This window comes from Limnobaculum eriocheiris, from assembly GCF_021010575.1.
GTDB classification, from domain to species: domain Bacteria; phylum Pseudomonadota; class Gammaproteobacteria; order Enterobacterales; family Enterobacteriaceae; genus Limnobaculum; species Limnobaculum eriocheiris.
The window spans coordinates 16047-39091 of the sequence record NZ_JAJNAG010000030.1 but is presented as its reverse complement, the minus strand read 5'-3'; the positions used below and the strand labels follow the sequence as shown (position 1 = coordinate 39091).

16 protein-coding genes and 2 pseudogenes are annotated in these 23045 nt (G+C 45.1%); 14 read left to right on the top strand and 4 right to left on the bottom strand.

The features are described from left to right. Window positions 1-124: 124 nt before the first annotated feature. The 6 genes and pseudogenes from LPW36_RS12495 to LPW36_RS12470 form a co-directional block, all read left to right on the top strand. Window positions 125-1833 (top strand): annotated as a pseudogene (locus LPW36_RS12495) (DMSO/selenate family reductase complex A subunit); the annotation flags it as partial. A gap of 10 nt (window positions 1834-1843) precedes the next feature. Next, window positions 1844-2464: pseudogene (locus LPW36_RS12490) on the top strand (DMSO/selenate family reductase complex B subunit). Between the two features lies 1 nt (window position 2465). Further along, a complete protein-coding gene (locus LPW36_RS12485) occupies window positions 2466-3320 on the top strand; it encodes a DmsC/YnfH family molybdoenzyme membrane anchor subunit (protein ID WP_230610073.1) in 855 nt (284 codons plus the stop codon). 70 nt (window positions 3321-3390) lie between these two features. Continuing rightward, window positions 3391-4032 (top strand): Tat proofreading chaperone DmsD, encoded by a 642-nt coding sequence (gene dmsD, locus LPW36_RS12480; protein ID WP_230610071.1) that lies wholly within the window; start codon window positions 3391-3393, stop codon window positions 4030-4032. After that, window positions 4032-4589, top strand: a complete 558-nt coding sequence (napF, locus tag LPW36_RS12475; protein ID WP_230610069.1) for a ferredoxin-type protein NapF — start codon at window positions 4032-4034, stop codon at window positions 4587-4589. Before dmsD ends, napF begins: the two co-directional genes overlap by 1 nt. 252 nt (window positions 4590-4841) lie before the next feature. Beyond that, window positions 4842-5987: an MFS transporter gene (locus LPW36_RS12470; protein WP_230610067.1), complete on the top strand. Its 1146-nt coding sequence runs from the start codon at window positions 4842-4844 to the stop codon at window positions 5985-5987. Window positions 5988-6060: 73 nt separating this feature from the next. Here the strand turns inward: LPW36_RS12470 and pflA are convergent, their stop codons facing one another. The 4 genes from pflA to ycaO form a co-directional block, all read right to left on the bottom strand. After that, window positions 6061-6804 (bottom strand): pyruvate formate lyase 1-activating protein, encoded by a 744-nt coding sequence (gene pflA / locus LPW36_RS12465; RefSeq protein ID WP_230610065.1) that lies wholly within the window; start codon window positions 6802-6804, stop codon window positions 6061-6063. Window positions 6805-7073: 269 nt separating this feature from the next. Continuing rightward, window positions 7074-9356, bottom strand: coding sequence for a formate C-acetyltransferase (gene pflB, locus LPW36_RS12460; protein WP_230610063.1), 2283 nt, complete (start codon window positions 9354-9356; stop codon window positions 7074-7076). A gap of 63 nt (window positions 9357-9419) precedes the next feature. After that, entirely contained in the window at window positions 9420-10271 is an 852-nt protein-coding gene (gene focA, locus LPW36_RS12455) for a formate transporter FocA (RefSeq protein ID WP_230610061.1), read from the bottom strand. 382 nt (window positions 10272-10653) lie between these two features. Then, window positions 10654-12429, bottom strand: a complete 1776-nt coding sequence (gene ycaO / locus LPW36_RS12450) for a 30S ribosomal protein S12 methylthiotransferase accessory factor YcaO (protein ID WP_230610059.1) — start codon at window positions 12427-12429, stop codon at window positions 10654-10656. Window positions 12430-12811: 382 nt separating this feature from the next. Here ycaO and ansB point away from each other — a divergent pair, with 382 nt between their 5' ends. From ansB to LPW36_RS12410, 8 genes are all read left to right on the top strand, one after another. After that, window positions 12812-13861 carry an L-asparaginase 2 gene (ansB, locus tag LPW36_RS12445; RefSeq protein WP_230610057.1) on the top strand — a complete coding sequence of 350 codons (1050 nt, stop codon included), beginning with the start codon at window positions 12812-12814 and terminating at the stop codon, window positions 13859-13861. A gap of 339 nt (window positions 13862-14200) precedes the next feature. Then, the gene (gene serC / locus LPW36_RS12440; RefSeq protein WP_230610055.1) at window positions 14201-15286 is read left to right on the top strand and encodes a 3-phosphoserine/phosphohydroxythreonine transaminase; all 1086 of its coding nucleotides are present in this window, start codon (window positions 14201-14203) and stop codon (window positions 15284-15286) included. 138 nt (window positions 15287-15424) lie between these two features. Beyond that, complete coding sequence (locus LPW36_RS12435; RefSeq protein WP_230610053.1) at window positions 15425-16120, top strand: aspartate/glutamate racemase family protein; 696 nt, start codon at window positions 15425-15427, stop codon at window positions 16118-16120. A 66-nt stretch (window positions 16121-16186) separates the two neighbouring features. Then, window positions 16187-17473, top strand: coding sequence for a 3-phosphoshikimate 1-carboxyvinyltransferase (gene aroA, locus LPW36_RS12430; RefSeq protein WP_230610051.1), 1287 nt, complete (start codon window positions 16187-16189; stop codon window positions 17471-17473). A 271-nt stretch (window positions 17474-17744) separates the two neighbouring features. Beyond that, window positions 17745-18422, top strand: coding sequence for a (d)CMP kinase (gene cmk / locus LPW36_RS12425; RefSeq protein WP_230610049.1), 678 nt, complete (start codon window positions 17745-17747; stop codon window positions 18420-18422). Between the two features lie 142 nt (window positions 18423-18564). Continuing rightward, window positions 18565-20250 carry a 30S ribosomal protein S1 gene (gene rpsA / locus LPW36_RS12420; protein ID WP_130590811.1) on the top strand — a complete coding sequence of 562 codons (1686 nt, stop codon included), beginning with the start codon at window positions 18565-18567 and terminating at the stop codon, window positions 20248-20250. 58 nt (window positions 20251-20308) lie between these two features. Beyond that, entirely contained in the window at window positions 20309-20593 is a 285-nt protein-coding gene (gene ihfB, locus LPW36_RS12415) for an integration host factor subunit beta (RefSeq protein WP_130590810.1), read from the top strand. Between the two features lie 260 nt (window positions 20594-20853). After that, window positions 20854-22959: a DNA internalization-related competence protein ComEC/Rec2 gene (locus tag LPW36_RS12410; protein ID WP_230610047.1), complete on the top strand. Its 2106-nt coding sequence runs from the start codon at window positions 20854-20856 to the stop codon at window positions 22957-22959. Window positions 22960-23045: the final 86 nt, after the last annotated feature.

The window sequence follows — 23045 nt, the reverse complement described above, 5'->3', positions numbered from 1 at the left end:
GTCTTGCGACACTCTCCGCTAATTTTAAGACGAACAGTACTCAGTACTGTTCTTAATCATCTCGCCAAAACCTACCAGAGTATGGTGTTGGTTTATTAGCGCTGATTTTGTGGGGATCCCTCAGCGCATGAGCGGCGGTGGTATTACTTATCTGCTTGAACAGGCACGGGAAAAATCCAATGCCAGAATGATTATCATTGACCCTCGCTATTGTGATACCGCAGCAGGGCGTGAAGATGAGTGGATCCCAATTACACCGGGTACCGATGCTGCACTGGTATCTGCGCTGGCTTATGTAATGATCGCTGAAAATTTAGTCGATCAGCCATTTCTGGATAAATACTGCGTCGGTTATGACGAGAAGACATTACCGGCAAGCGCTCCGCGCAATGGTCACTATAAAGCCTATATTCTGGGTGAAGGGGATGACGGCATTGCGAAAACTCCGGAATGGGCATCTAAAATTACCGCCATTCCAGCCGACCGTATCGTTAAATTAGCTCGTGAAATTGGTACGGCTAAACCGGCCTATATTTGTCAGGGTTGGGGGCCTCAGCGTCATGCTAATGGTGAACAGGTTGCTCGTTCAATAGCAGCTTTAGCCTGTCTGACCGGTAATGTGGGTATTACCGGTGGTAACACCGGTGCGCGTGAAGGCTCTTACGCCATTCCTTTTGTGCGTTTTCCAACGCTGGAAAACCCAATCAAAGACAGTATCTCTTTCTTCCTGTGGACTGATGCAATTATGCGCGCCCGGAAATGACCGCGACCCGTGATGGTGTACGTGGTACCGACAAGTTGAAACAACCCATTAAATTTATCTGGAACTATGCCGGTAACAGCATGCTGAACCAGCATTCAGATATTAATAAGACGTTGGAAATTCTTGGCGATGATACTAAGTGTGAAATGATTGTGGTGATTGAAAACCACATGACTGCCAGCGCCCGTTGTGCTGATATTTTACTGCCAGATCTGACTACCTCAGAGCAGATGGATTTCTGTCTGGATGCCTCATCAGGAAATATGGGCTATGTCATTTTTGCTGATAAAGCGATTGAGCCTCAGTTTGAGTGCCGCTCTATCTATGAGATGACCTCAGAGATTGCCAAACGTATGGGCGTTGAATCTCAGTTTACTGAAGGCCGCACTCAGGAAGAGTGGTTGCGTCATCTGTATCAGCAATCCTGTGAGAAAGATCCTCTGCTGCCAACGTTTGAAGAGTTCCGCAAAGTGGGAATTATCAAACGTAAAGATCCAGCCGGGCACTTTATTGCCTATAAATCATTCCGTGATGACCCACAGGCTAACCCATTAAGTACGCCTTCAGGCAAAATCGAGATTTATTCAGAGCGTTTAGCTGAAATGGCTAAAACCTGGGAACTGCCGAAAGGTGATGTGATTTCACCACTGCCGATTCATGTCTCTACTTTTGAAGGGGCAGACGATCCGATGCGTGATACTTACCCACTGCAACTGATCGGATTCCACTATAAAGCGCGTTGTCACTCTACTTACGGCAATATTGATGTGTTGAAAGCAGCCGCCCGTCAGGAAGTATGGATGAACCCAATTGATGCACAGAAACGCGGCATTAAAAACGGTGACATGATCCGCATGTTCAACGATCGGGGCGAGACTCAAATTAACGTCAAAGTGACACCACGTATGATGCCGGGTGTTGTTGCATTAGGTGAGGGTGCCTGGTATACGCCGGATGGCAAAGGTGTCGATCATGCGGGAAGTATTAACGTACTGACCACTCATCGACCTTCACCGCTGGCGAAAGGTAATCCTCAGCATACAAACTTAGTTGAAGTTGCGAAAGTTTAAGGAGCAGCCAATGACAACACAATATGGTTTTTTTATTGATTCAAGTCGTTGCACGGGCTGTAAAACCTGCGAGCTGGCGTGTAAAGACTATAAAGATTTAACTCCGGATGTCAGTTTCCGTCGCATTTATGAATATGCCGGTGGCGACTGGCAAAAAGATGGCGATACCTGGAATCAGAACGTATTTGCCTACTATTTGTCCATCGCCTGTAATCACTGTAGCGATCCTGCCTGCGTTAAAGTCTGTCCAAGTGGCGCAATGCATAAGGATGAAAACGGTTTTGTACTGGTCAATGAAGAGGTTTGTATCGGCTGTCGTTATTGCCATATGGCCTGTCCATACGGCGCACCGTAATATAACGCTGCTAAAGGCCATATGACCAAGTGTGATGGTTGCCATGAGCGGGTGATAAAAGAGGGTAAAAAGCCAATTTGCGTAGAGTCTTGCCCTTTACGTGCGCTGGACTTTGGGCCAATTGATGAACTGCGTGAGAAGCATGGTCATCTGGCTGAAATTGCACCATTACCGGCTGAAAAATATACCCGGCCAAATATTGTGCTGAAACCTAACGCCTGTGGTCGTCCTGTTGGTGACACCACCGGTCATTTATCCAATCCGAAGGAGGTTTAATATGGAACTGGGATGGCATGAATGGCCGTTGATGTTATTCACCGTACTGGGCCAGTGTGCGGTCGGTGGGTTTATCGTTTTAGGCCTGGCGCTTCTGTGTAATAAGACAACCGAAGAACAGAGAAAGTCGATTCATAAAGGCATGTTCTTTATCTGGGTTCTGATGGGCATTGCTTTTATTGCTTCAGTAATGCATCTGGGAACCATTGTCCGCGCATTTAATTCATTAAATCGTGTCGGTGAGTCAGGCCTGAGTAATGAGATTGCATTGGGTTCGGCGTTTTTTGCTATTGGCGGTTTCTACTGGCTAATTGCAATACTGGGCAAAATGCCTCAGGCCTTGGGCAAAATCTGGTTGATTATCGGTATGATTGCCGGTGTAGCCTTTGTTTATGCAATGTGCCGCGTATATCAGATCGATACGGTACCAACCTGGCATAACGGCTATACCACGCTGAACTTCTTCCTGACGGTACTGATTGGGGGCCCACTGCTGGGTTGTCTGCTGAAGAACCGTGACTGCAATTGCAGCGGAAAAATGTTGGCTGCGGTAAGCGTGATTGCGTTTCTGGTCAGCATTGGTTCCGCATTAATGCAGGGTACTGAACTGGCGGGTATGCACAGCACGGTGACTTCTGCGATGGCGCTGGTTCCACAGTTTGGTCAATTGATGGCACTGCGTTTAGTTCTGGTCGCTATTGGTCTGGGGCTGTGGATCTATCCCATGCTTAAGGGCAATAAACCGGGAACTCCAGCCATGTTAGCGGGTTTCATTCTGGTGGTTTGCGGTGAAATCATTGGCCGGGCAGTATTCTATAATCTGCATATGACCGTTGGTGTGACCTTCGGTGGTTAATCTGTAATACAATAAACGGCGCCTGAAAGGGCGCTGTTTATTGCGTTTCCAACTGACTGAAAGGTTATTTATGACTTCTTCTGCTATACCTGGCCTTGCCGATCTTGATGATGTTTCGTTAACCGGCAGAATGCTGGGTGCTCTACTGTATTATGCCCCAGACCGGCCGGAAGTTGTTTCTCTGCTGGAATTGCTTGGTAATGATAACTGGCAAGAGGAATGGCCCTGTGGCGCAATGACCGAGATTCGGGCTGCTGCGGCATTGATTAATACGGGATTAAATACCGAGCATCGACAGACGCTGGATGAAGCCTATCAGCGTTTATTTATTGGCCCGGACGCATTACCTGCGCCACCATGGGGTTCGGTTTATCTGGATCGCGAAAGTGTGGTGTTTGGCAATTCAACGTTAGATTTGCGCCAGTGGCAAGCCTCTGTGGGTATTGAAGTTCAACAGCAACATCGTGAACCGGAAGATCATATCGGTTTACTGCTAATGCTGGCGGCATGGTTAGCAGAAAATCAGCCTGAACAATTGAACATTCTCTTGAGTGATCATGTATTACCCTGGAGTGGACGCTTTTTAGCTTTACTGGAAGAGAGGGCGGAGCACCCTTTTTATCAGGGAGTTGCCCGGTTAACCTCCATTACTTTAGCTCACTGGCAACAGCGTCTGAACGTTTCTGTAATCAGTAAAGATCTGTTTTTCTGATGGCTATTGATAGTCGTGATGAGAAATACTACAAAGCCTGGATGACTCACCATACGGTGAGTCGTCGGGGTCTACTACGCGGCTTTTTCAAAGCCGGGCAGCAGACTCAGGCAACGATTGAACATCAGGATATTGCTCGTCAGACAGGTCGTCCTCCGCAGGCAATTGCGGAATCATTATTTTTACGCTTATGTAGTGGCTGTGGTGAGTGTGTATCGGCCTGTCCCTATGGAATTATCGCTATCAGTGGTGGTAAGGCCGGGCTGCAAATCGAATATGCCGATTGCGATTTTTGCCATAAGTGTACCGATGTGTGCCAAACCGGTGCGCTGGAGTCTCAAATTACGCCTGATACCGGTCTGAAACCTATTGTCGGTACCAGTTGTCTGGGGCGAATGGATAATTATTGCCGTCTGTGTGTGATGAGTTGTCCGCAGCAGGCGATAACCTTTGATTCATTTAATCAGGTAACGATAGACAAGGCTCGCTGTAACGGATGCGGAAAGTGTAAACTGGCTTGTTATCACGGTCATATTTCATTAACGCCTCTCAACTAAGTTTGGTGAGCCGTTAATGCTTCTGATGGTTATTTCCCTTCTCTTATATTCAATGCGTTTTTATAACAATAAAAACTAATGGTTAGCGGCATATTTAAAAATGCTAATTAGCTGTATTAAAAATAATTTTTCAGAAGTGATGATTTTTAACCACTACAAATATGTAACAACTATTTTTTTGCCAATTGACTTTTAATATAGCGGTGGGATGATGCGCAACACTGTGTTTCCTTCCCTTGTTTTGGCATAAAAATGTCTGCGTTTAGTCGTCCCGTGCTGTTACTGCTGGCCGGGCTGTTGTTATTTACAACATCAATGGCGGTACTGAATACGCTGGTTCCTCTCTGGTTAATTCATGAATCTTTAACTACCTGGCAAGTCGGTATTGTCGGTTCGTCTTATTTCGGCGGAAATCTGCTGGGGACGCTGGTAGCCGGGTTCTGCATTAGCGCTTTTGGTTTCAACCGAACCTATTACTATTCCTGTGCACTTTTTATTGCAGCAGCGTTATTGCTGGGGTTTTCCGTTGGCTTTGTTAGTTGGAGCCTGTGGCGCCTGTTGGCGGGTATTGCCTGTGCGGTTATTTGGGTCGTGGTAGAAAGTGCATTATTACGTAGCGGAACCATTAATACTCGTGGGCTTCTGCTTGCTGCCTATATGGTTATTTACTATGCGGGAACCCTGATAGGGCAGTTGCTCCTGAGTGTAATTCCAACCAACCTCAATGAGATACTACCCTGGGTGATTGCTCTGCTATTGTTGGCTATTTTGCCATTGTTGTTTGCCCGCTTTCCTAAGCCTGAACATGCTAATAAAAAGTTTTCCGTATGGTCAATGTGGAAACGCCGTGATGCACGGTTAGGCATTATCGGCTGTATCATTTCCGGTGTGGTGATTGGTTCGTTATATGGTCTGTTACCTCTCTATCTTTCTCATGCAGGTTACAGGGATGCTGGTGTTGGCTATTGGATTGCGCTGATAGTGGGGGCAGGGATTGTTGGTCAGCTACCGGCAGGTAAACTGGTTGAACGATATGGCAGAGTGTTTGTTCTGCGCATTCAAGTGTTTGCTATTATTGTCAGCTCAATGGTGATTATCAGTGGTTATCCATTGGCTCCAGCCCTATTTATTTTGGGCTTTTCCGGTTTTGCTCTTTATCCTGTAGCAATGGCGTGGGCATGTGAAAAAGTGGATACCAGTGAACTGATAACCATGAATCAGACGCTTTTATTAAGCTATACGATAGGAAGTCTGGCAGGACCGGCGTTAACGGCTACATTAATGCAGCACTATTCCGACCGATTATTGTTTGTGGTAATAGCGGTGGTGGCAGCGATATTCTTAATAATGTTGTTTAACCGGGCGCAGCACCATCGTAATCCATTGGCGATGCAATAAAGTTTAGGTGTTCTTAATTTTTAAAAAGCCCGTAATTTATTGCGGGCTTTTAGCATAAGCAGGGGCGTGAATATCAATAGATAACCTTGTGACCATACTCTTCAAGAATGGATTTAACACGATCCATAATCTCTTTAGTCGGTGGTTTTACCCCATCAAGACCATACTCTTCGCCCATGGCAACCCACTTGTGTTTACCCAACTCATGGTAAGGGAGCAGCTCTATTTTTTCGATATTGGTCATGTTTTGCGTAAACTCACCCAGCATCCGGGCAGATTTCTCATCATCAGACCAGCCGGGAACCACCACATAACGGATCCAGGTTTTCTGATTGCGTTTGGCCAAATGACGGGCAAATTCAAGGGTGCGATGATTGGAGACACCCACCAGATTTTGATGAACGCTGTCATCCAGCTGTTTTAAATCCAGCATCACCAGATCGGTTACATCCAACAGCTCATCAATCACTGCATCATAGCGGCGGACAAAGCCATTAGTATCCAGGCAAGTGTGGATCCCTTCCTTTTTACAGGCTCTGAACCAGTCACGAACGAATTCAGCCTGTAGAATGGCTTCACCACCCGATGCGGTAACACCACCACCGGAAGCGTTCATAAAGTGGCGATAGGTAACAATCTCTTTCATCAGCGAGTCAACGGTCACTTCTTTACCACCATGGGTATCCCAGGTATCGCGGTTGTGACAGTAAAGACAACGCATCAGACAACCCTGAAAAAAGACGATAAAACGAATACCCGGACCGTCCACGGTTCCGCAGGATTCAAATGAGTGAATGCGACCATTTACTGCTGACATTACGATGTACTCCAAAATTGACCCTCAAAAGGGCCCAACGTGTTTGCTTCTGAGATAGTCAGTCTCTGTCATTAAATAGGTTTTTGACCAGACTATCTGCTAATAGTGATTTTCAGTCTACCAAATTAGTATGTAGCTTTGGCTGAACCTCTATTCTATGACATTCTGGTTAAGATTTCTTTTAAAGCCGGTATTTTTATTGTTAATGAAAAAAGCCCTGCAAAATATTGCAGGGCTTCATTTTCAGAGCATTTTCAAACTAATGCAAATTACATAGTTTGAGTAAACGTCCGGGTAATAACGTCTTGTTGCTGTTCTTTAGTCAGTGAGTTAAAACGCACTGCATAACCAGATACACGAATGGTTAACTGAGGATATTTCTCAGGGTGTTCCATCGCATCTAACAGCATTTCACGGTTCATAACGTTAACGTTAAGGTGTTGACCACCTTCGATGCTGGCTTCGTGGTGGAAGTAACCATCCATCAGGCCTGCAAGGTTAGCTTTACGAACATCATCATCTTTACCCAGCGCATTTGGAACGATAGAGAAGGTATAAGAAATACCATCTTTTGCATAAGCAAACGGCAGTTTAGCAACAGAAGTCAGAGAGGCAACAGCACCTTTCTGGTCACGACCGTGCATTGGGTTAGCACCCGGTCCGAATGGTGCGCCAGCGCGACGGCCATCTGGGGTGTTACCGGTTTTCTTACCATATACCACGTTAGAGGTGATGGTCAGAACAGACTGGGTTGGGATTGCGTGGCGATAGGTACGCAGTTTCTGAATTTTCTTCATGAAACGTTCTACCAGGTCACAAGCGATATCATCAACACGAGAGTCGTTGTTACCGAACTGTGGATATTCACCTTCAATCTCAAAATCTACTGCCAGACCGTCTTCATCACGGATTGGTTTAACTTTTGCGTACTTGATAGCAGACAGGGAGTCAGCGGCAACGGACAGACCCGCGATACCACATGCCATGGTGCGAACCACGTCACGATCGTGCAGAGCCATCAGGGCTGCTTCATAGCTGTATTTATCATGCATATAGTGAATGATGTTCAGAGAGGTCACATACTGTTTTGCCAACCAGTCCATGAAGTGATCTAAACGGTTCATTACTTTATCGTAATCCAGTACTGCATCGGTCATTGGTGACTCTTTTGGACCAACCTGGATCTTCATTTTTTCATCCATACCGCCGTTAATAGCATACAGCATGGTTTTAGCCAGGTTTGCACGAGCACCGAAGAACTGCATTTGTTTACCAACGATCATTGGGCTTACGCAGCAAGCGATAGCATAGTCATCGTTGTTAAAGTCAGGACGCATCAGGTCATCGTTCTCATACTGCACAGATGAGGTATCGATAGACACTTTAGCCGCATACTTTTTAAATGCGATTGGTAACTTCTCTGACCACAGGATGGTCATGTTTGGTTCCGGAGAAGGGCCCATGGTGTACAGCGTGTTCAGGAAACGGAAACTGGTTTTAGACACCAGAGTACGGCCATCAACACCCATACCAGCCAGAGATTCTGTTGCCCAAATTGGGTCACCAGAGAACAACTCATCATATTCAGGAGTACGCAGGAAACGAACCATACGCAGCTTCATAACTAAATGGTCGATCAGCTCTTGAGCTTCAGTTTCAGTGATTAGACCTTTTTTCATGTCACGTTCGATATAAACGTCAAGGAACGTTGATACACGACCGAAGGACATTGCAGCACCGTTTTGAGATTTTACTGCTGCCAGATAGGCGAAGTAAGTCCACTGAACGGCTTCACGAGCGTTAGTTGCCGGAGCAGAAATATCAAAACCGTATTTCGCTGCCATTTCTTTCATTTGACCCAGTGCACGATGCTGTTCAGCAATCTCTTCGCGCAGTTGGATAGTCATTTCTAAATCTTCACCGTTTTCCATTTTCTCTTGCAGAGACTGGAATTGAGCGTATTTGTCAGCCATCAGGAAGTCGATACCATAGACCGCTACGCGACGGTAGTCACCGATGATACGGCCACGGCCATAAGCATCAGGTAAACCGGTTAACACACCGGATTTACGGCAGTTCAGGATGTCTTTGGTATAAACATCGAAAACGCCCTGGTTGTGAGTTTTACGATATTCGGTGAAGATTTTTTTCAGGCTTGGATCGAGCTCACGACCATAAACCTGACAAGAACCTTCAACCATTTTAATGCCGCCAAATGGGATGATGGCGCGCTTTAATGGAGCGTCGGTTTGTAAACCAACGATAGTTTCTAATTCTTTGCTGATATAACCCGCATCATGAGAGGTAATGGTTGAAGCGATATCAGTGTCAAAATCGACCGGCGCATGAGTGCGGTTCTCGATTTTGATGCCTTCCATCACTTTGTCCCATAGCTTGTCAGTCGCATCAGTTGCGCCAGCCAGGAAAGATTCATCACCTTCATATGGGGTGTAGTTTTTTTGGATAAAGTCACGAACGTCAACGTTATGTTTCCAGTCGCCTTCTTTAAATCCTTCCCACGCTTTGACAAACTTTTGGTTAAGCTCGGTCATTTTTTACCTACCTTTCGTATTCTAAGGAAATTGGATTAACCTTTTATTGAAGGAAGCGTCGAACTAGTGCTTCCCACCACGTAAATACATTGCCCAAAAAGGCAAACCTACCATTAATCCACCGATGATATTACCGATTGTCACGGGGATTAAGTTGTCTATAACAAAGTTACTAACAGTCAGGCTTGGAAATTGCTCCGGAGTGGCGTTAATCATGTGCCAGAACTCAGGAGATGCAAAATTCTTAATTACGATCCCCATTGGAATCATAAACATGTTTGCGATGCTGTGCTCAAAACCGCTGGCAACAAACATCGCTACCGGAAGGATCATTACCAGCATTTTGTCGGTTAAACTGCGTCCGGCGTAACTCATCCATACCGCTAAACAAACCATCAGGTTAGCCAGTGTACCAAGAGCAACCGCTTCTACAAAGGTATGATGTAGTTTATGGTTAGCCGTTTGGAGCACATTTAACCCCCAAAGCCCGTTAGCGGCAGTGATTTGGCCTGCCATAAATATAATAGCAACAAAGAACAACGCACCGACCAGATTGCCTAAATAAACATTGATCCAGTTACGGAACATTTGACCCCAGGTAATATGATTGGTTGCTTTTGCAATACAGGTCAATACTGTTGAGGTGAAAAGGTCAGTGCCGCAGGCGACAACTAACATTAAACCTAAAGAGAAACAGACGCCGCCTAAAAATTTAGCCATGCCAAAAGGAACATTGGCTGTTCCGGTGGTAGCAGTAATATAGAAGACAAATGCGATGGAAATAAATGCGCCAGCTAATATTGCTGAGCAGAATGTAATAGCCGGATGTTTTGTAGCTTTATATATTCCCGCATTCTCGGCAACCTGAGCCATGGCGGCGGGTGATAATGCTGCGATAGGATTATCTGTTTTCACTTAATAATATCTCTGCGCCTAAATAAAGACTGAAGACTAAATTGCTTGGTGATACTAACAAAGCAGTATACTGCAAAATTTGATACTGATCATGATGAGTAAAATGAATAAATGTAAAAAAGGACGTGAAAACGTATTTTTTATCAGTATCTTATTGATTAATTTAAATAAAAACTTTTTTAATGTTTGCAAAATAATTTTAAGTAATCACTGAAACGATATCAGACTCTGTTAATAAATTATAAATAATGTATTTAATTAAAACTTATTAATTATATATTTTTACTTTTATTTAACATTAATTCTTATTATTTTACTTCTAAAAAAGATGCTAACAAGACTCTCTATTTTTTATAAAAAGTCTTGTTATTTGGTCATTTAATTAAGACAGCCGTTTAGCCGCCTGTAATTTGTTATATGCTTCCAGCAAAGAGCCGTGTGTAGGCAGTTGAGTTAAATTTTGATCTACATCAAAAATTCCATAAAAGCGTTGTTTTCCACGAATATTGCTCCAGACCGTTGCTACGGTATCTTCACCATACATACGGCTAAATGCCTGATTGTATTGTGCCGGATCCCGTTCCTCCGCATCCACTTGCATTAATAACAGGGTTTGCAGGCAGCGGTAGTAGTTACGGCGTTCTTGGCTAAATAATGATGCGTTGAATTCCTGAGTCCATTCCACCCAGCTTAGGGCCTGATCCAAATCACCACCAGCAAGTGCCAGCATCGATTTAAGTTCGCCGATACGCAAGCTACTCCAGACATTATTCGAGCCGGTCGCCATCCCAAGTAGTTCACGCACGCGCACAAAGTCATCCAGACCTTCCTGATCCAATTGTTCAATCAGGGCCAGATACTCTTCTGGCTGCCACTGGCTGGAAGGCAGACTTAAAATAGTATCTCTTAGGTGCTGCCCCATATTGTTATTGGCTAACACCAGATCTTCAGCAGGATAGATATCGGACATACCCGGTGCCAGAATCCGGCAGGCATCAACGCCTAAATGGGTGTAATCAGCGATATAGACTTCCACTTCTTCTTGATTAAAGATAGCCATCATGGTGGCAAACTCTTCTTCAGAGGTGCCACTGAAGTCCCAACCAACAAATTCATAGTCGGCCTGCTGTTTAAACAGATCCCAGGAAATTAAACCGCTGGAATCAATAAAGTGGGTTTCCAGATTGGCGTATTCACCCACTTCTTCATTATCAAAGGTGGGTGCATTGAATACGTCCAGATCTTTCAGGCTGCGGCCCTGTAGCAGTTCTGTCACGGTACGTTCCAGAGCAACACCAAAGTCCGGGTGGGCACCAAATGAAGCAAAACAGGTTCCATTGGTTGGATTAAACAGTACAACGCAGATGACAGGGTATTGACCACCCAAAGAGGCGTCATAAGCGAATATTGGGAAACCTTCAGCTTCAAGAGTTGCTATTGCTTCTTTTACCGGTGGGTAAAGATTAATCATCGCCTGTGGAATTTCTGGCAGGCTAATAGCTTCAGCAATAATGCGGTTTTTTACAAAACGCTCAAAAATTTCCGACAGTGCCTGCACGCGGGCTTCATTACGGTTATTACCGGCAGACATACCGTTAGAAACATAAAGGTTGCCGATAATATTCATCGGAATGTAAACCGTTTCCAGATCCGATTGGCGAACAAAAGGAAGCGTACAAATGCCTCGTTCAACATTCCCTGACTGCAAATCAACCAACTCGGTAGCCGTCAGGCTTTGGTCAGGATCGTAGAAAGCATGCAGATGTGGATCTAAAATGCCTTTGGGTAAGCTGTTGTCCTGCGAAATGGGAAACCATTTTTCATTGGGATAGTGAACAAAATCACCTTCAGCAATGGTTTTGCCTAAATAAAAATCGGCAAAAAAGTAGTTAGTGGATAAGCGTTCAAAGTATTCACCCAACGCAGAAGCCAAAGCGGCTTTCCGGGTCGCGCCTTTTCCGTTGGTAAAGCAGAGTGGACAATCCTTATCACGTATATGTACCGACCAAACATTTGGAACCGGGTTAAGCCAGGATGCTTCTTCTATATTAAATCCCAATTGGGTCAGCTTTTGCTGAAAACGAGAGATGGAGTCTTCCAGTGCTGCATCTTTACCGGGGATAAATGTTTGTGTAGTCGTGGGAGTGATTGTTTGCATTGATATTCAGGCTCTTGATTTTAATGAAGTTATCCATTTCTGTTTTGTCAGTTTAACCGTCCGGCATCATACGGTTTTTTTGACCATAGCTCCATAGTGTGTGATGCAATAATTAATGAGTTTCCTGAATTCAGGAAATGTTGGTTCTCGGGGGAGTGTCACAGAAAAAAAATCAAATACCCTGATAATACAGTGAGTTTCAGAATGCTAATTGCTTTTCGGGCGTCAAAATTTAATTACGCAAGGTTATAATTTTTTACGCAAGTGATTAATTTCAGACATATTGCGATTGTTGCTGCTACCTCAATTATTGGCTATTTAAAACGTATTAATAACTCATCCTGATTTTTACTTTAAGAATAATGAAGATAGGAGATTTAGTATGTCAGTGTTTAACAAGACTGCTCTTGGTGCTTTGTTTTGTTGTCTCACCGTACCTGCGTTAGCAAAATTACCCTCCATCACCGTTCTGGCAACGGGAGGAACCATTGCTGGCGGAGGTGTTTCAGAAACACAATCCAATTATGTTTCCGGGCAGTTTGGCGTGGAGCGTTTGGTTGATGCGGTTCCACAGTTAAAAGAGATTGCTGATATTAAAGGCGAACAGATTGTTAATATTGGTTCACAGGATATGAGTGATGAAGTCTGGCTTAAGCTGGCTAAGACTATCAATGAACGTTGTGACAGTAGTGATGGTTTTGTGATTACTCACGGTACCGATACGATGGAGGAAACCTCTTACTTCCTTAACCTGACAGTAAAATGTAATAAACCGGTGGTGATGGTTGGTGCAATGCGGCCGGCTACGGCAATGAGTGCCGATGGTCCATTCAATCTTTATAATGCCGTGGTAGTTGCTTCAGATAAAAACTCTGCGGGCCGTGGGGTGCTGGTTGCGATGAATGATGTGGTTCTTGGCGGTCGGGATGTCACTAAAACCAGTACTACGGGCGTTCAGACTTTCCAGGCGGTTAACTATGGCCCACTGGGATATATTCATAATGGCAAGGTCGATTATCAGCGGATGCCAACGCGTGCTCATGCGCCAAAGGCTCCGTTTGACGTAAGTAAACTGACTGAGCTGCCAAAAGTCGACATTATATATGGTTATGCTAATGCGTCGGCCGCACCGGTTAAAGCACTACTGGCCGATGGGACTAAAGGTATTGTTACCGCAGGTGTGGGTAACGGTAACCTATATAAGACAGTTTTTGATGCGCTGGTTAATGCCAGAGAGCAGGGGGCGGTAGTGGTTCGTTCTTCACGAGTACCGACCGGCTCTACCACTCAGGATGCAGAAATTGATGATGTTAAGTATGGTTTTGTTGCATCCGGTACGCTGAATCCGCAAAAAGCGCGGGTACTGTTGCAGTTGGCATTAACCAAAACACAAGACCCGGCTGAAATTCAGAAAATGTTTAATGAGTATTAATAGATAAGTTTTAATACTTAGCACTTAGTGATAGCGGATATCTGATGGATAAAAGGTATCCGCTCTTTTTTCTTTCTGCAGATGACCGAAATATTTGTTGTTTCACCGCTAATGTCGATGAATATCGTCAACCAACCGCGGCTTTTGGTTAATTCATTCGCTTTTCTTGCTATATACAACATACTTTTCTGCTGTTGATAACAGGGCTTATCACGTTCAGTCTGAAAAATTAATCAGAACTGATGCATAAAGCATTGCAGCAAAACTAAGTGAATGATAAAACCGATAATCCTATTTCTAAAAAACTAATCCTTAATCTCTATCAGGGCGGTGAAGTAAATGGCACAGGTATTTAATTTTAGTGCAGGGCCGGCAATGTTACCGGTTGAAGTGTTACGTCAGGCACAGCAAGAACTTTGTGATTGGCAGGGGCTCGGCACATCAGTCATGGAAATTAGCCACCGCAGCAAAGAGTTTATTCAGGTAGCCGAAACGGCGGAGCGTGATTTGCGCGATCTGATGAAAATTCCTGATAATTATAAAGTGCTGTTTAGTCATGGTGGAGCACGAGCACAATTTGCGGCTATTCCCTTAAATTTATTAGGAAATGCCACTCAGGCTGATTACATTGATGGTGGCTATTGGGCCCACAGTGCCGTTCAGGAAGCGGAAAAATACTGTACGCCAAACGTGTTTGATGCAAAGACTCAAATCGATGGCCTGTCAGCCATTAAACCCATGAAGGATTGGGCGCTGAGTGATAAATCTGCCTATGTTCATTTTTGCCCAAATGAGACGATTGATGGCATTGCTATTGATGAGCAACCAGATTTTGGTGATAGAGTGGTTGTAGCGGATCTCTCCTCAACTATCTTATCCCGCCCAATTGACGTTAGCCGTTATGGTGTGATTTATGCCGGGGCACAAAAGAATATTGGACCGGCAGGTATTACGGTGATCATCATACGTGAAGATCTGCTGGGAAAAGCCCGTAAAGAGACTCCGTCTATTCTTGATTTTACCGTATTAAATGAGTATGACTCGATGTTCAACACACCACCAACCTTTGCCTGGTACCTGTCAGGGTTGGTATTTAAGTGGTTAAAAGCTCAGGGTGGATTGACGGAGATGGCTCGCCGTAACGAAGAGAAAGCGTCACACCTGTATAGCTTTATTGATAACAGTGATTTCTATCGTAATGGTGTCGCTATCCCCAACCGTTCCTGGATGAACGTTCCATTCCAACTGGCGGATGGCGCGTTAGATAAAGTATTCCTGGAAGAGGCTCAGATTGCAGGTTTACACGCACTGAAAGGGCATCGGGTTCTGGGGGGAATGCGTGCATCCATCTATAATGCCATGCCGCTGGCCGGTGTTCAGGCATTAACTCAGTTTATGGCGGATTTTGAGCGTCGCCACGGTTAATTATCATTTGTTTATGATGGTATAAATTCAAATCGTTATAGATCATCGGCAGACTATCAATGTCGTCTGCCGATGGTGGATTATTGTGTAACCATACGATCATCTGACAAAGATTTGTAATAATTGAGAGCTAACCCAATGAAAACGATAGGGCTTATCGGCGGTATGAGTTGGGAATCGACCATTCCTTATTATCGTCATATAAACGAAACTATTCGCCACCACCTTGGCGGTCTGCATTCGGCTAAAATTGTACTGTTAAGCGTTGATTTTCAGGAGATCGAGCAGTTGCAGCATCAGGGCGATTGGGCTGCCGCGGGTGAACATCTGGCCCAGGCGGCGCGTAAGCTTGAAGGTGCGGGAGCTGATTTTCTGGTTATCTGTACCAATACTATGCACAAAGTGTATGAGACAGTAGAGAAGGCGGTTGCGGTTCCTGTTTGTCATATTGCGGATGCCACAGCAGAGGTTATTCTGCAAGATGGTATTAATAAAGTGGGCCTGTTGGGCACTCGTTTTACTATGGAACAAGATTTTTATAAGGGACGACTCAGTAACCAGCATGGTATTGAGGTCATCGTACCTGATGAAGCAGATCGTAAAATTGTGCATCGCGTTATTTATCAGGAGCTTTGCCTGGGCAAGATTGACGCTGAATCTCGTCAACAGTTTAGCCGAATTATGCAGCAGCTGGCGGATAAGGGCGCTCAGGGAATTATTCTGGGTTGCACCGAAATTGGCCTATTGGTTGGCGCTAAAGATGCCTCCGTACCTTTATATGACACCGCAGAGATACATGCGGTTCGTGCAGCGGAACTTTCGCTGAAAGACTGACGATAGCTGTAAATTAATTTCTACCGATTTGAATATTTAAAACAGATAACAAGAGAACATTTACCCATGCTGGAATCGTTAACCCTACAACCCATTGCGAAATTTAATGGAACCATTAATTTACCCGGTTCAAAAAGTGTTTCTAATCGGGCATTACTCTTAGCTGCAATGGCACAGGGAAAAACCCGACTGACTAACCTGTTAGACAGTGATGACGTTCGCCATATGCTTAACGCATTAAAAGCGCTGGGTGTTCATTATCAGTTATCTGATTGCCATACCATTTGTGATATCGAGGGTGTGGCTGGCTCCCTAAAGACCCATAGTCCGCTGGAGATATTTTTGGGTAATGCCGGTACGGCAATGCGTCCACTGGCTGCGGCATTAAGTCTGGGGCTGGGCGATAATATTTTAACCGGTGAGCCTCGAATGAAAGAACGTCCGATTGGCCATCTGGTGGATTCACTACGCCAGGGCGGTGCGCAGATTGATTATCTTGAGCAGCAAAATTACCCGCCGCTACGCCTGCGTGGTGGATTTCAGGGGGGGAATATCTCTGTCGATGGTTCAGTATCCAGCCAATTTCTGACAGCCTTACTGATGGCGGCACCGCTGGCGGCACAGGACACCCATATTACGATTAAAGGTGATTTAGTTTCAAAGCCTTATATTGAGATTACGCTGCATATGATGCGCGATTTTGGTGTTGACGTGAGCCATGACAACTATCAGGTTTTCCACATTAAAGGGCAGCAACAGTATCGTGCAGTGGAACAATATCTGGTTGAAGGTGATGCCTCTTCAGCATCCTACTTCCTTGCAGCAGCAGCAATTAGAGGTGGTAGTGTACGCGTTACGGGCATTGGTAAAAACAGTGTTCAGGGTGATATTCGCTTTGCTGATGTGTTGGAAGCTATGGGGGCTAATGTCATCTGGGGTGATGATTTTATTGAATGTCAGCACGGTGTGTTGAACGGTATTGATATGGATATGAATCATATTCCCGATGCGGCGATGACTATTGCCACCACGGCACTGTTTGCTAAAGGGGAGACCCGCATTCGTAATATCTATAACTGGCGTGTGAAAGAGACCGACCGCCTGAGCGCAATGGCAACTGAGTTGAGAAAAGTCGGCGCCGAAGTTGAAGAGGGGGAGGATTACATTCGAGTCGTTCCGCCTGCACAGCTAAAGCATGCGGAAATTGAAACTTATAACGATCACCGTATGGCGATGTGTTTTTCACTGGTGGCGTTGTCCGATACGCCGGTGACTATTCTGGATCCAAAATGTACGGCCAAAACGTTTCCGGATTATTTTAAGCAGTTTGCGCGTTTAAGCCAGTTGGCATAATTTTGCTGTTTTAAGTGATACGGGTTTAACCGCCTGTATCACTTCTTCCCTATCTGTCTGATTCAGGCAGAAGACCTCCCTGGTATTCTGCTAATAAATCGACTTTTCCCCATCTTTTTAAGTCATTTTCTTATTGAAATCTAAAGTGTTGTTCTTTTTGCATACGATTCAGGTTAATACATATTCTGTCAGTTGATGGCGATGATGCGTATAATCACGGGATATGCTTCATGGAAGCACATTATGATTTTCTGGTTTAGAGGAGCTCGATATGACAGCAGTTGTGCCGGTAATAACCGTTGACGGCCCAAGCGGAGTGGGAAAAGGAACACTCTGTCAGGCTTTGGCTGAAAAACTGGGTTGGCATTTACTGGATTCGGGTGCTATTTATCGCGTTTTGGCATTAGCAGCACTGCATCATGAAGTGGATCTGGCCTCAGAAGAGGCGCTGGTTCCTCTGGCTATTCATCTGGATGTTCGTTTCATTTCTCAACAGAATCAGTTGCAGGTGATTCTTGAAGGTGAAACGGTAACTAATGAAATTCGCAATGAGACAGTCGGAAATGCGGCTTCTCAAGTGGCGGCATTTCCACGAGTCAGAGAAGCACTGTTACGCCGCCAGCGGGCATTTCGAGAGGCGCCGGGGCTGATTGCCGATGGCCGCGATATGGGAACCATTGTTTTCCCTGATGCACCGGTGAAAATTTTTCTCGACGCCAGCGCGGAAGAGAGAGCCAGAAGGCGCATGCTACAGTTGCAGGAAAAGGGGCAGTGTGTTAAATTCGAACGTCTTTTGTCTGAGATACAGGAACGGGATTACCGGGATCGTAATCGGGCAGTTGCACCCCTTGTCCCGGCGGCCGACGCATTGATGATGGATTCCACTCATATGAGTGTTGATGAAGTGATCGATCACGCATTAGCTTATGTGCAAAGTGTGCTAAAATAATTCATGTCCGGTGCTTATTTTTTAGGCAGTGGACTTTTTGTGAATAACTCTGTTGCATGGACGTAAGCAGGGTATGTATAACAACCCCATCGGGCCGGATGTCAGATGGACGTTAAATTTAAGAATCCTGAAGATTAATAACATGACTGAATCTTTTGCTCAACTCTTTGAAGAATCCCTGAATGAAATTGAAACCCGTCCGGGTTCCATTGTACGTGGCGTTGTTGTTGCTATTGATAAAGACGTTGTTCTGGTTGATGCGGGTCTGAAATCAGAGTCTGCAATCCCAGTAGAACAGTTTAAAAACGCTCAGGGCGAACTGGAAATCCAGGTTGGTGACGAAGTAGACGTAGCGCTGGATGCTATCGAAGATGGTTTCGGTGAAACCCTGCTGTCTCGTGAGAAAGCTAAGCGTCATGAAGCTTGGATCACGCTGGAAAAAGCTTCTGAAGAAGCTGCAACTGTTATTGGTATTATCAATGGCAAGGTCAAAGGTGGATTTACCGTTGAGCTTAACGGCATTCGTGCGTTCTTACCAGGTTCACTGGTAGACGTTCGTCCTGTTCGTGACACGCTGCATTTAGAGGGCAAAGAGCTTGAGTTCAAGGTTATCAAACTTGACCAAAAACGTAACAACGTTGTTGTTTCTCGCCGTGCTGTAATCGAATCAGAAAACAGTGCAGAGCGCGATCAACTGCTGGAAAACCTGCAAGAAGGCATGGAAGTTAAAGGTATCGTTAAGAACCTTACTGACTACGGTGCATTCGTTGATCTGGGCGGCGTTGACGGCCTGTTACACATTACTGATATGGCATGGAAACGCGTTAAGCATCCTAGCGAAATCGTTAATGTTGGTGATGAAATCCTGGTTAAAGTTCTTAAGTTCGACCGCGATCGTACCCGTGTTTCACTGGGGCTGAAGCAGTTAGGCGAAGATCCGTGGGTAGCTATCGCTAAGCGTTACCCTGAAGGTACTAAGCTGACTGGCCGTGTAACCAACCTGACTGATTATGGCTGCTTCGTTGAAATCGAAGAGGGCGTTGAAGGTCTGGTACACGTTTCAGAAATGGATTGGACCAACAAAAACATTCACCCATCTAAAGTTGTTAACGTGGGCGATGTGGTTGAAGTTATGGTTCTGGATATCGACGAAGAACGTCGTCGTATCTCCCTGGGTCTGAAGCAGTGCAAAATTAACCCATGGCAGCAATTCGCAGAAACCCATAATAAGGGTGAGCGTGTTGAAGGTAAGATCAAGTCAATCACTGACTTCGGTATCTTCATCGGCTTAGACGGCGGTATTGATGGTCTGGTTCACCTGTCTGACATCTCCTGGAACGTTGCCGGAGAAGAAGCGGTTCGTGACTATAAGAAAGGTGACGAAATCGCCGCTGTAGTTCTGCAAGTTGATGCAGAGCGTGAGCGTATCTCCTTAGGCGTTAAGCAATTAGCTGAAGATCCATTTAACAACTACCTGGCTAACAATAAGAAAGGTGCTATTGTTAAAGGGAAAGTAACAGCAGTTGACGCAAAAGGTGCTACAGTTGAATTAGCGGGTGGCGTTGAAGGTTACCTGCGTGCTTCTGATGCAAGCCGTGATCGTGTTGAAGATGCAACGACGGTTCTGAGCGTTGGTGATGAAGTAGAAGCTAAATACACCGGTGTTGATCGTAAAAACCGTGTAATCAGCCTGTCTGTGCGTGCTAAAGATGAAGCTGATGAGAAAGAAGCCGTTGCTACTGTTAATAACACTAACAGTGCTAAGCAAGAAGAAGGTGGATTCTCTAACGCTATGGCTGAAGCATTTAAAGCAGCTAAAGGCGAATAATGGCGAGGGGCAGCAATGCTGCCCCTTCGGTAGTTGAGCTGATAAGCTTGGAGGAACGATGACCAAGTCTGAACTTATAGAAAGACTCGCTAGTAGACACACTCATTTACCAACGAAATCCGTTGAAGATGCAGTAAAAGAAATGCTTGAACATATGGCAGTAACTTTAGCCGGTGGTGAACGCATTGAGATCCGTGGGTTTGGCAGTTTTTCTCTTCACTACCGTGCCCCGCGTGTTGGACGTAACCCAAAAACGGGTGAGAAAGTGGAGCTGGAAAGCAAATATGTTCCACACTTCAAACCAGGTAAAGAGTTACGCGATCGTGCGAATATTTACGGTTAATAATCCGTAAATCGTTGTCTGTTTGACTTAATTGTAAAATCCGGACCAGTTAATCTGCTCCGGATTTTTTATTGGCTGACAGGTTTAAACCAGCGGAAAAATTCGACCTGCCTCGTAATATCCATGTAACCGCTGGCAAGATAGAGAAAATATTGCCTTCCGGTTCGATGTTTTGTTCCTCTCCATTGGCTGTGTAATAGATATCCATTTATAAAACAGAATAACAAAGCCGTATCCGGTGTTATTCAAGGATCTCTATTTTGCGTTCAGCACTCTCAATCGATCTCATTTCATGTGCGGTGATTAGCGGAATTCTACCTTTGCTATTTCTTCCACAACTTCCTTCTCCCATGATTTGGTGGTGGGTTGCGGCGATTGCTTTGTTGTGTGCCGGATTTCACGGAATAAAGTTAAAGCTGTTGTCTATTATATTACTCAGTTTTTTATGGAGTACGCTGTACGCTCAGGGGATTTATCATCAAATTGATAATTATGCAGGTCGTACCGCTCAGGTTCAGGGGCGGGTGGTTAACGCCAGTACTGACGTAAAAGGGCTGAAAACCGTATTATTGCAGGTGAAAAAGATTGATGGTCAGCCATTATTATGGACAGAATATTTCATTTTAACCCTTCACTTTTCGGTAGCCGATCGGGGTATTTCAGGGCAGATGGCGGCAGGACAGCAGTGGCAACTAAATTTGCTATTCAGAGTGGCCCACAGCCGTTTAAATCAGGGTGGATATGACCAGCAACGCAGGGCAATAGCTATTCATCAACCGTTGGTTGGGCAGGTCAAATCAGCCAAAGTCATCGATGAATCGATAGATATCCGACAAAGATTAATGAATCAGGTGCAACAGGCAATAACGCCTTTAGCCACCGGAGATATCATTTTTGCCCTTGCGTTTGGTGAACGTGGAGGGATGCATACAGAGCGAAGAGCCTTGTTTTTGCAAACAGGGACCGCTCACTTAATGGCTATATCAGGTCTGCATATTTCTTTAGCTGCTTTGATGGGGTGGCTTTCAGCCAGAGGTGTGCAGTACTTTTTCCGCCATCGCTATATAGGCCTTTGGTTTCCTGTGCTGATTGGGTGGATTACCGCCGCGCTTTATGTCTGGCTATCGGGAGCAAATCCTCCTGCATTAAGAGCCTTTTTAGCACTCTCATTCTGGATGTTGCTGCGTGGCAAGGGAATTAACTGGACGCCGTGGCAGGTTTGGCTGCGCATCATCACGCTGTTATTAATATTCGACCCGCTGATGATTCTTTCTGACAGCCTATGGTTATCTTGTCTGGCGGTTGCCGGGCTGATTTTCTGGTTTCAATGGGTTCCATTACCTAACTGGATCACCTTTCGCTATCGGGCATTGGCGCGTTGGTTAAATCTACAGCTAGCCATGATGGTTTTATTGATACCCGTACAACTGTTTATGTTTCATGGTGTCAGTTGGGCATCATTACCCGCTAATCTTGTTGCTGTGCCTGTGGTTTCATTTGTGACCGTTCCTGCAATCATATTGGGACTTCTATTTTGCTGGTTACCACCGTTTGCGATGTTGTTTTGGTGGATTGCGGATTACTCATTAACAGGGGTGTTGTTCATTCTGGAACGGTTGCAACAGGGATGGGTGATATCTGCCAGTACCATGCTGTTACTTAGCGGATTAGGTTGGCTGCTGATAATTTGCTGGCGCCTCTCATTATGGCGCTGTGGAATTTTTACGCCATGGATAACTTTTATTCTTCTTCTGGTGCCATTCTGGCAAAAGCCCGATGAGAAATGGCGTATTGATATGTTGGATGTTGGGCATGGTTTAGCTGTGGTTATTCGACAGGGCGATCGGGCTATTATTTATGATACCGGTAATCGCTGGAATGGTAGCTCTATGGCAGAAAAGGAGATTTTGCCATTTCTGAACTGGCATCGTTTATCGCTGTTAGGCATTATTATCAGCCATCAGGATTTGGACCATATTGGCGGCCTGGAGGTATTACAGAAAGCCTATCCTGAAGCCTGGTTGCGTGCGCCGGTGGTCTCATCAGAAAAAGGCTGTCGGCAGGGTGATAGCTGGCAATGGGATCATTTAACCTTTAATGTGCTTTGGCCTCCTGTTTTAGCGACGCGGGCTTATAATGCCAACTCTTGTGTATTACATATCAGTGATGGTAAATACAGCGTATTGTTAACCGGTGATCTGGAAAGCAGTCAGGAACTGAGTCTGGTGAGACACTATGGCAATAAGTTAAACAGTGATATTTTACAAACTCCCCATCATGGCAGTAAAAGTTCATCCACACTGGCGTTTATTCAGGCGGTTAATCCGCAGGCTACATTAACCTCGGTATCACGTTATAATCCCTAGCATCTTCCGGCCAAAAGCGTGGAACAACGTTATAAAAACACGGAAATAAAATGGATTTCCACGGCAAAATCTGGTCAGGCTAGTGT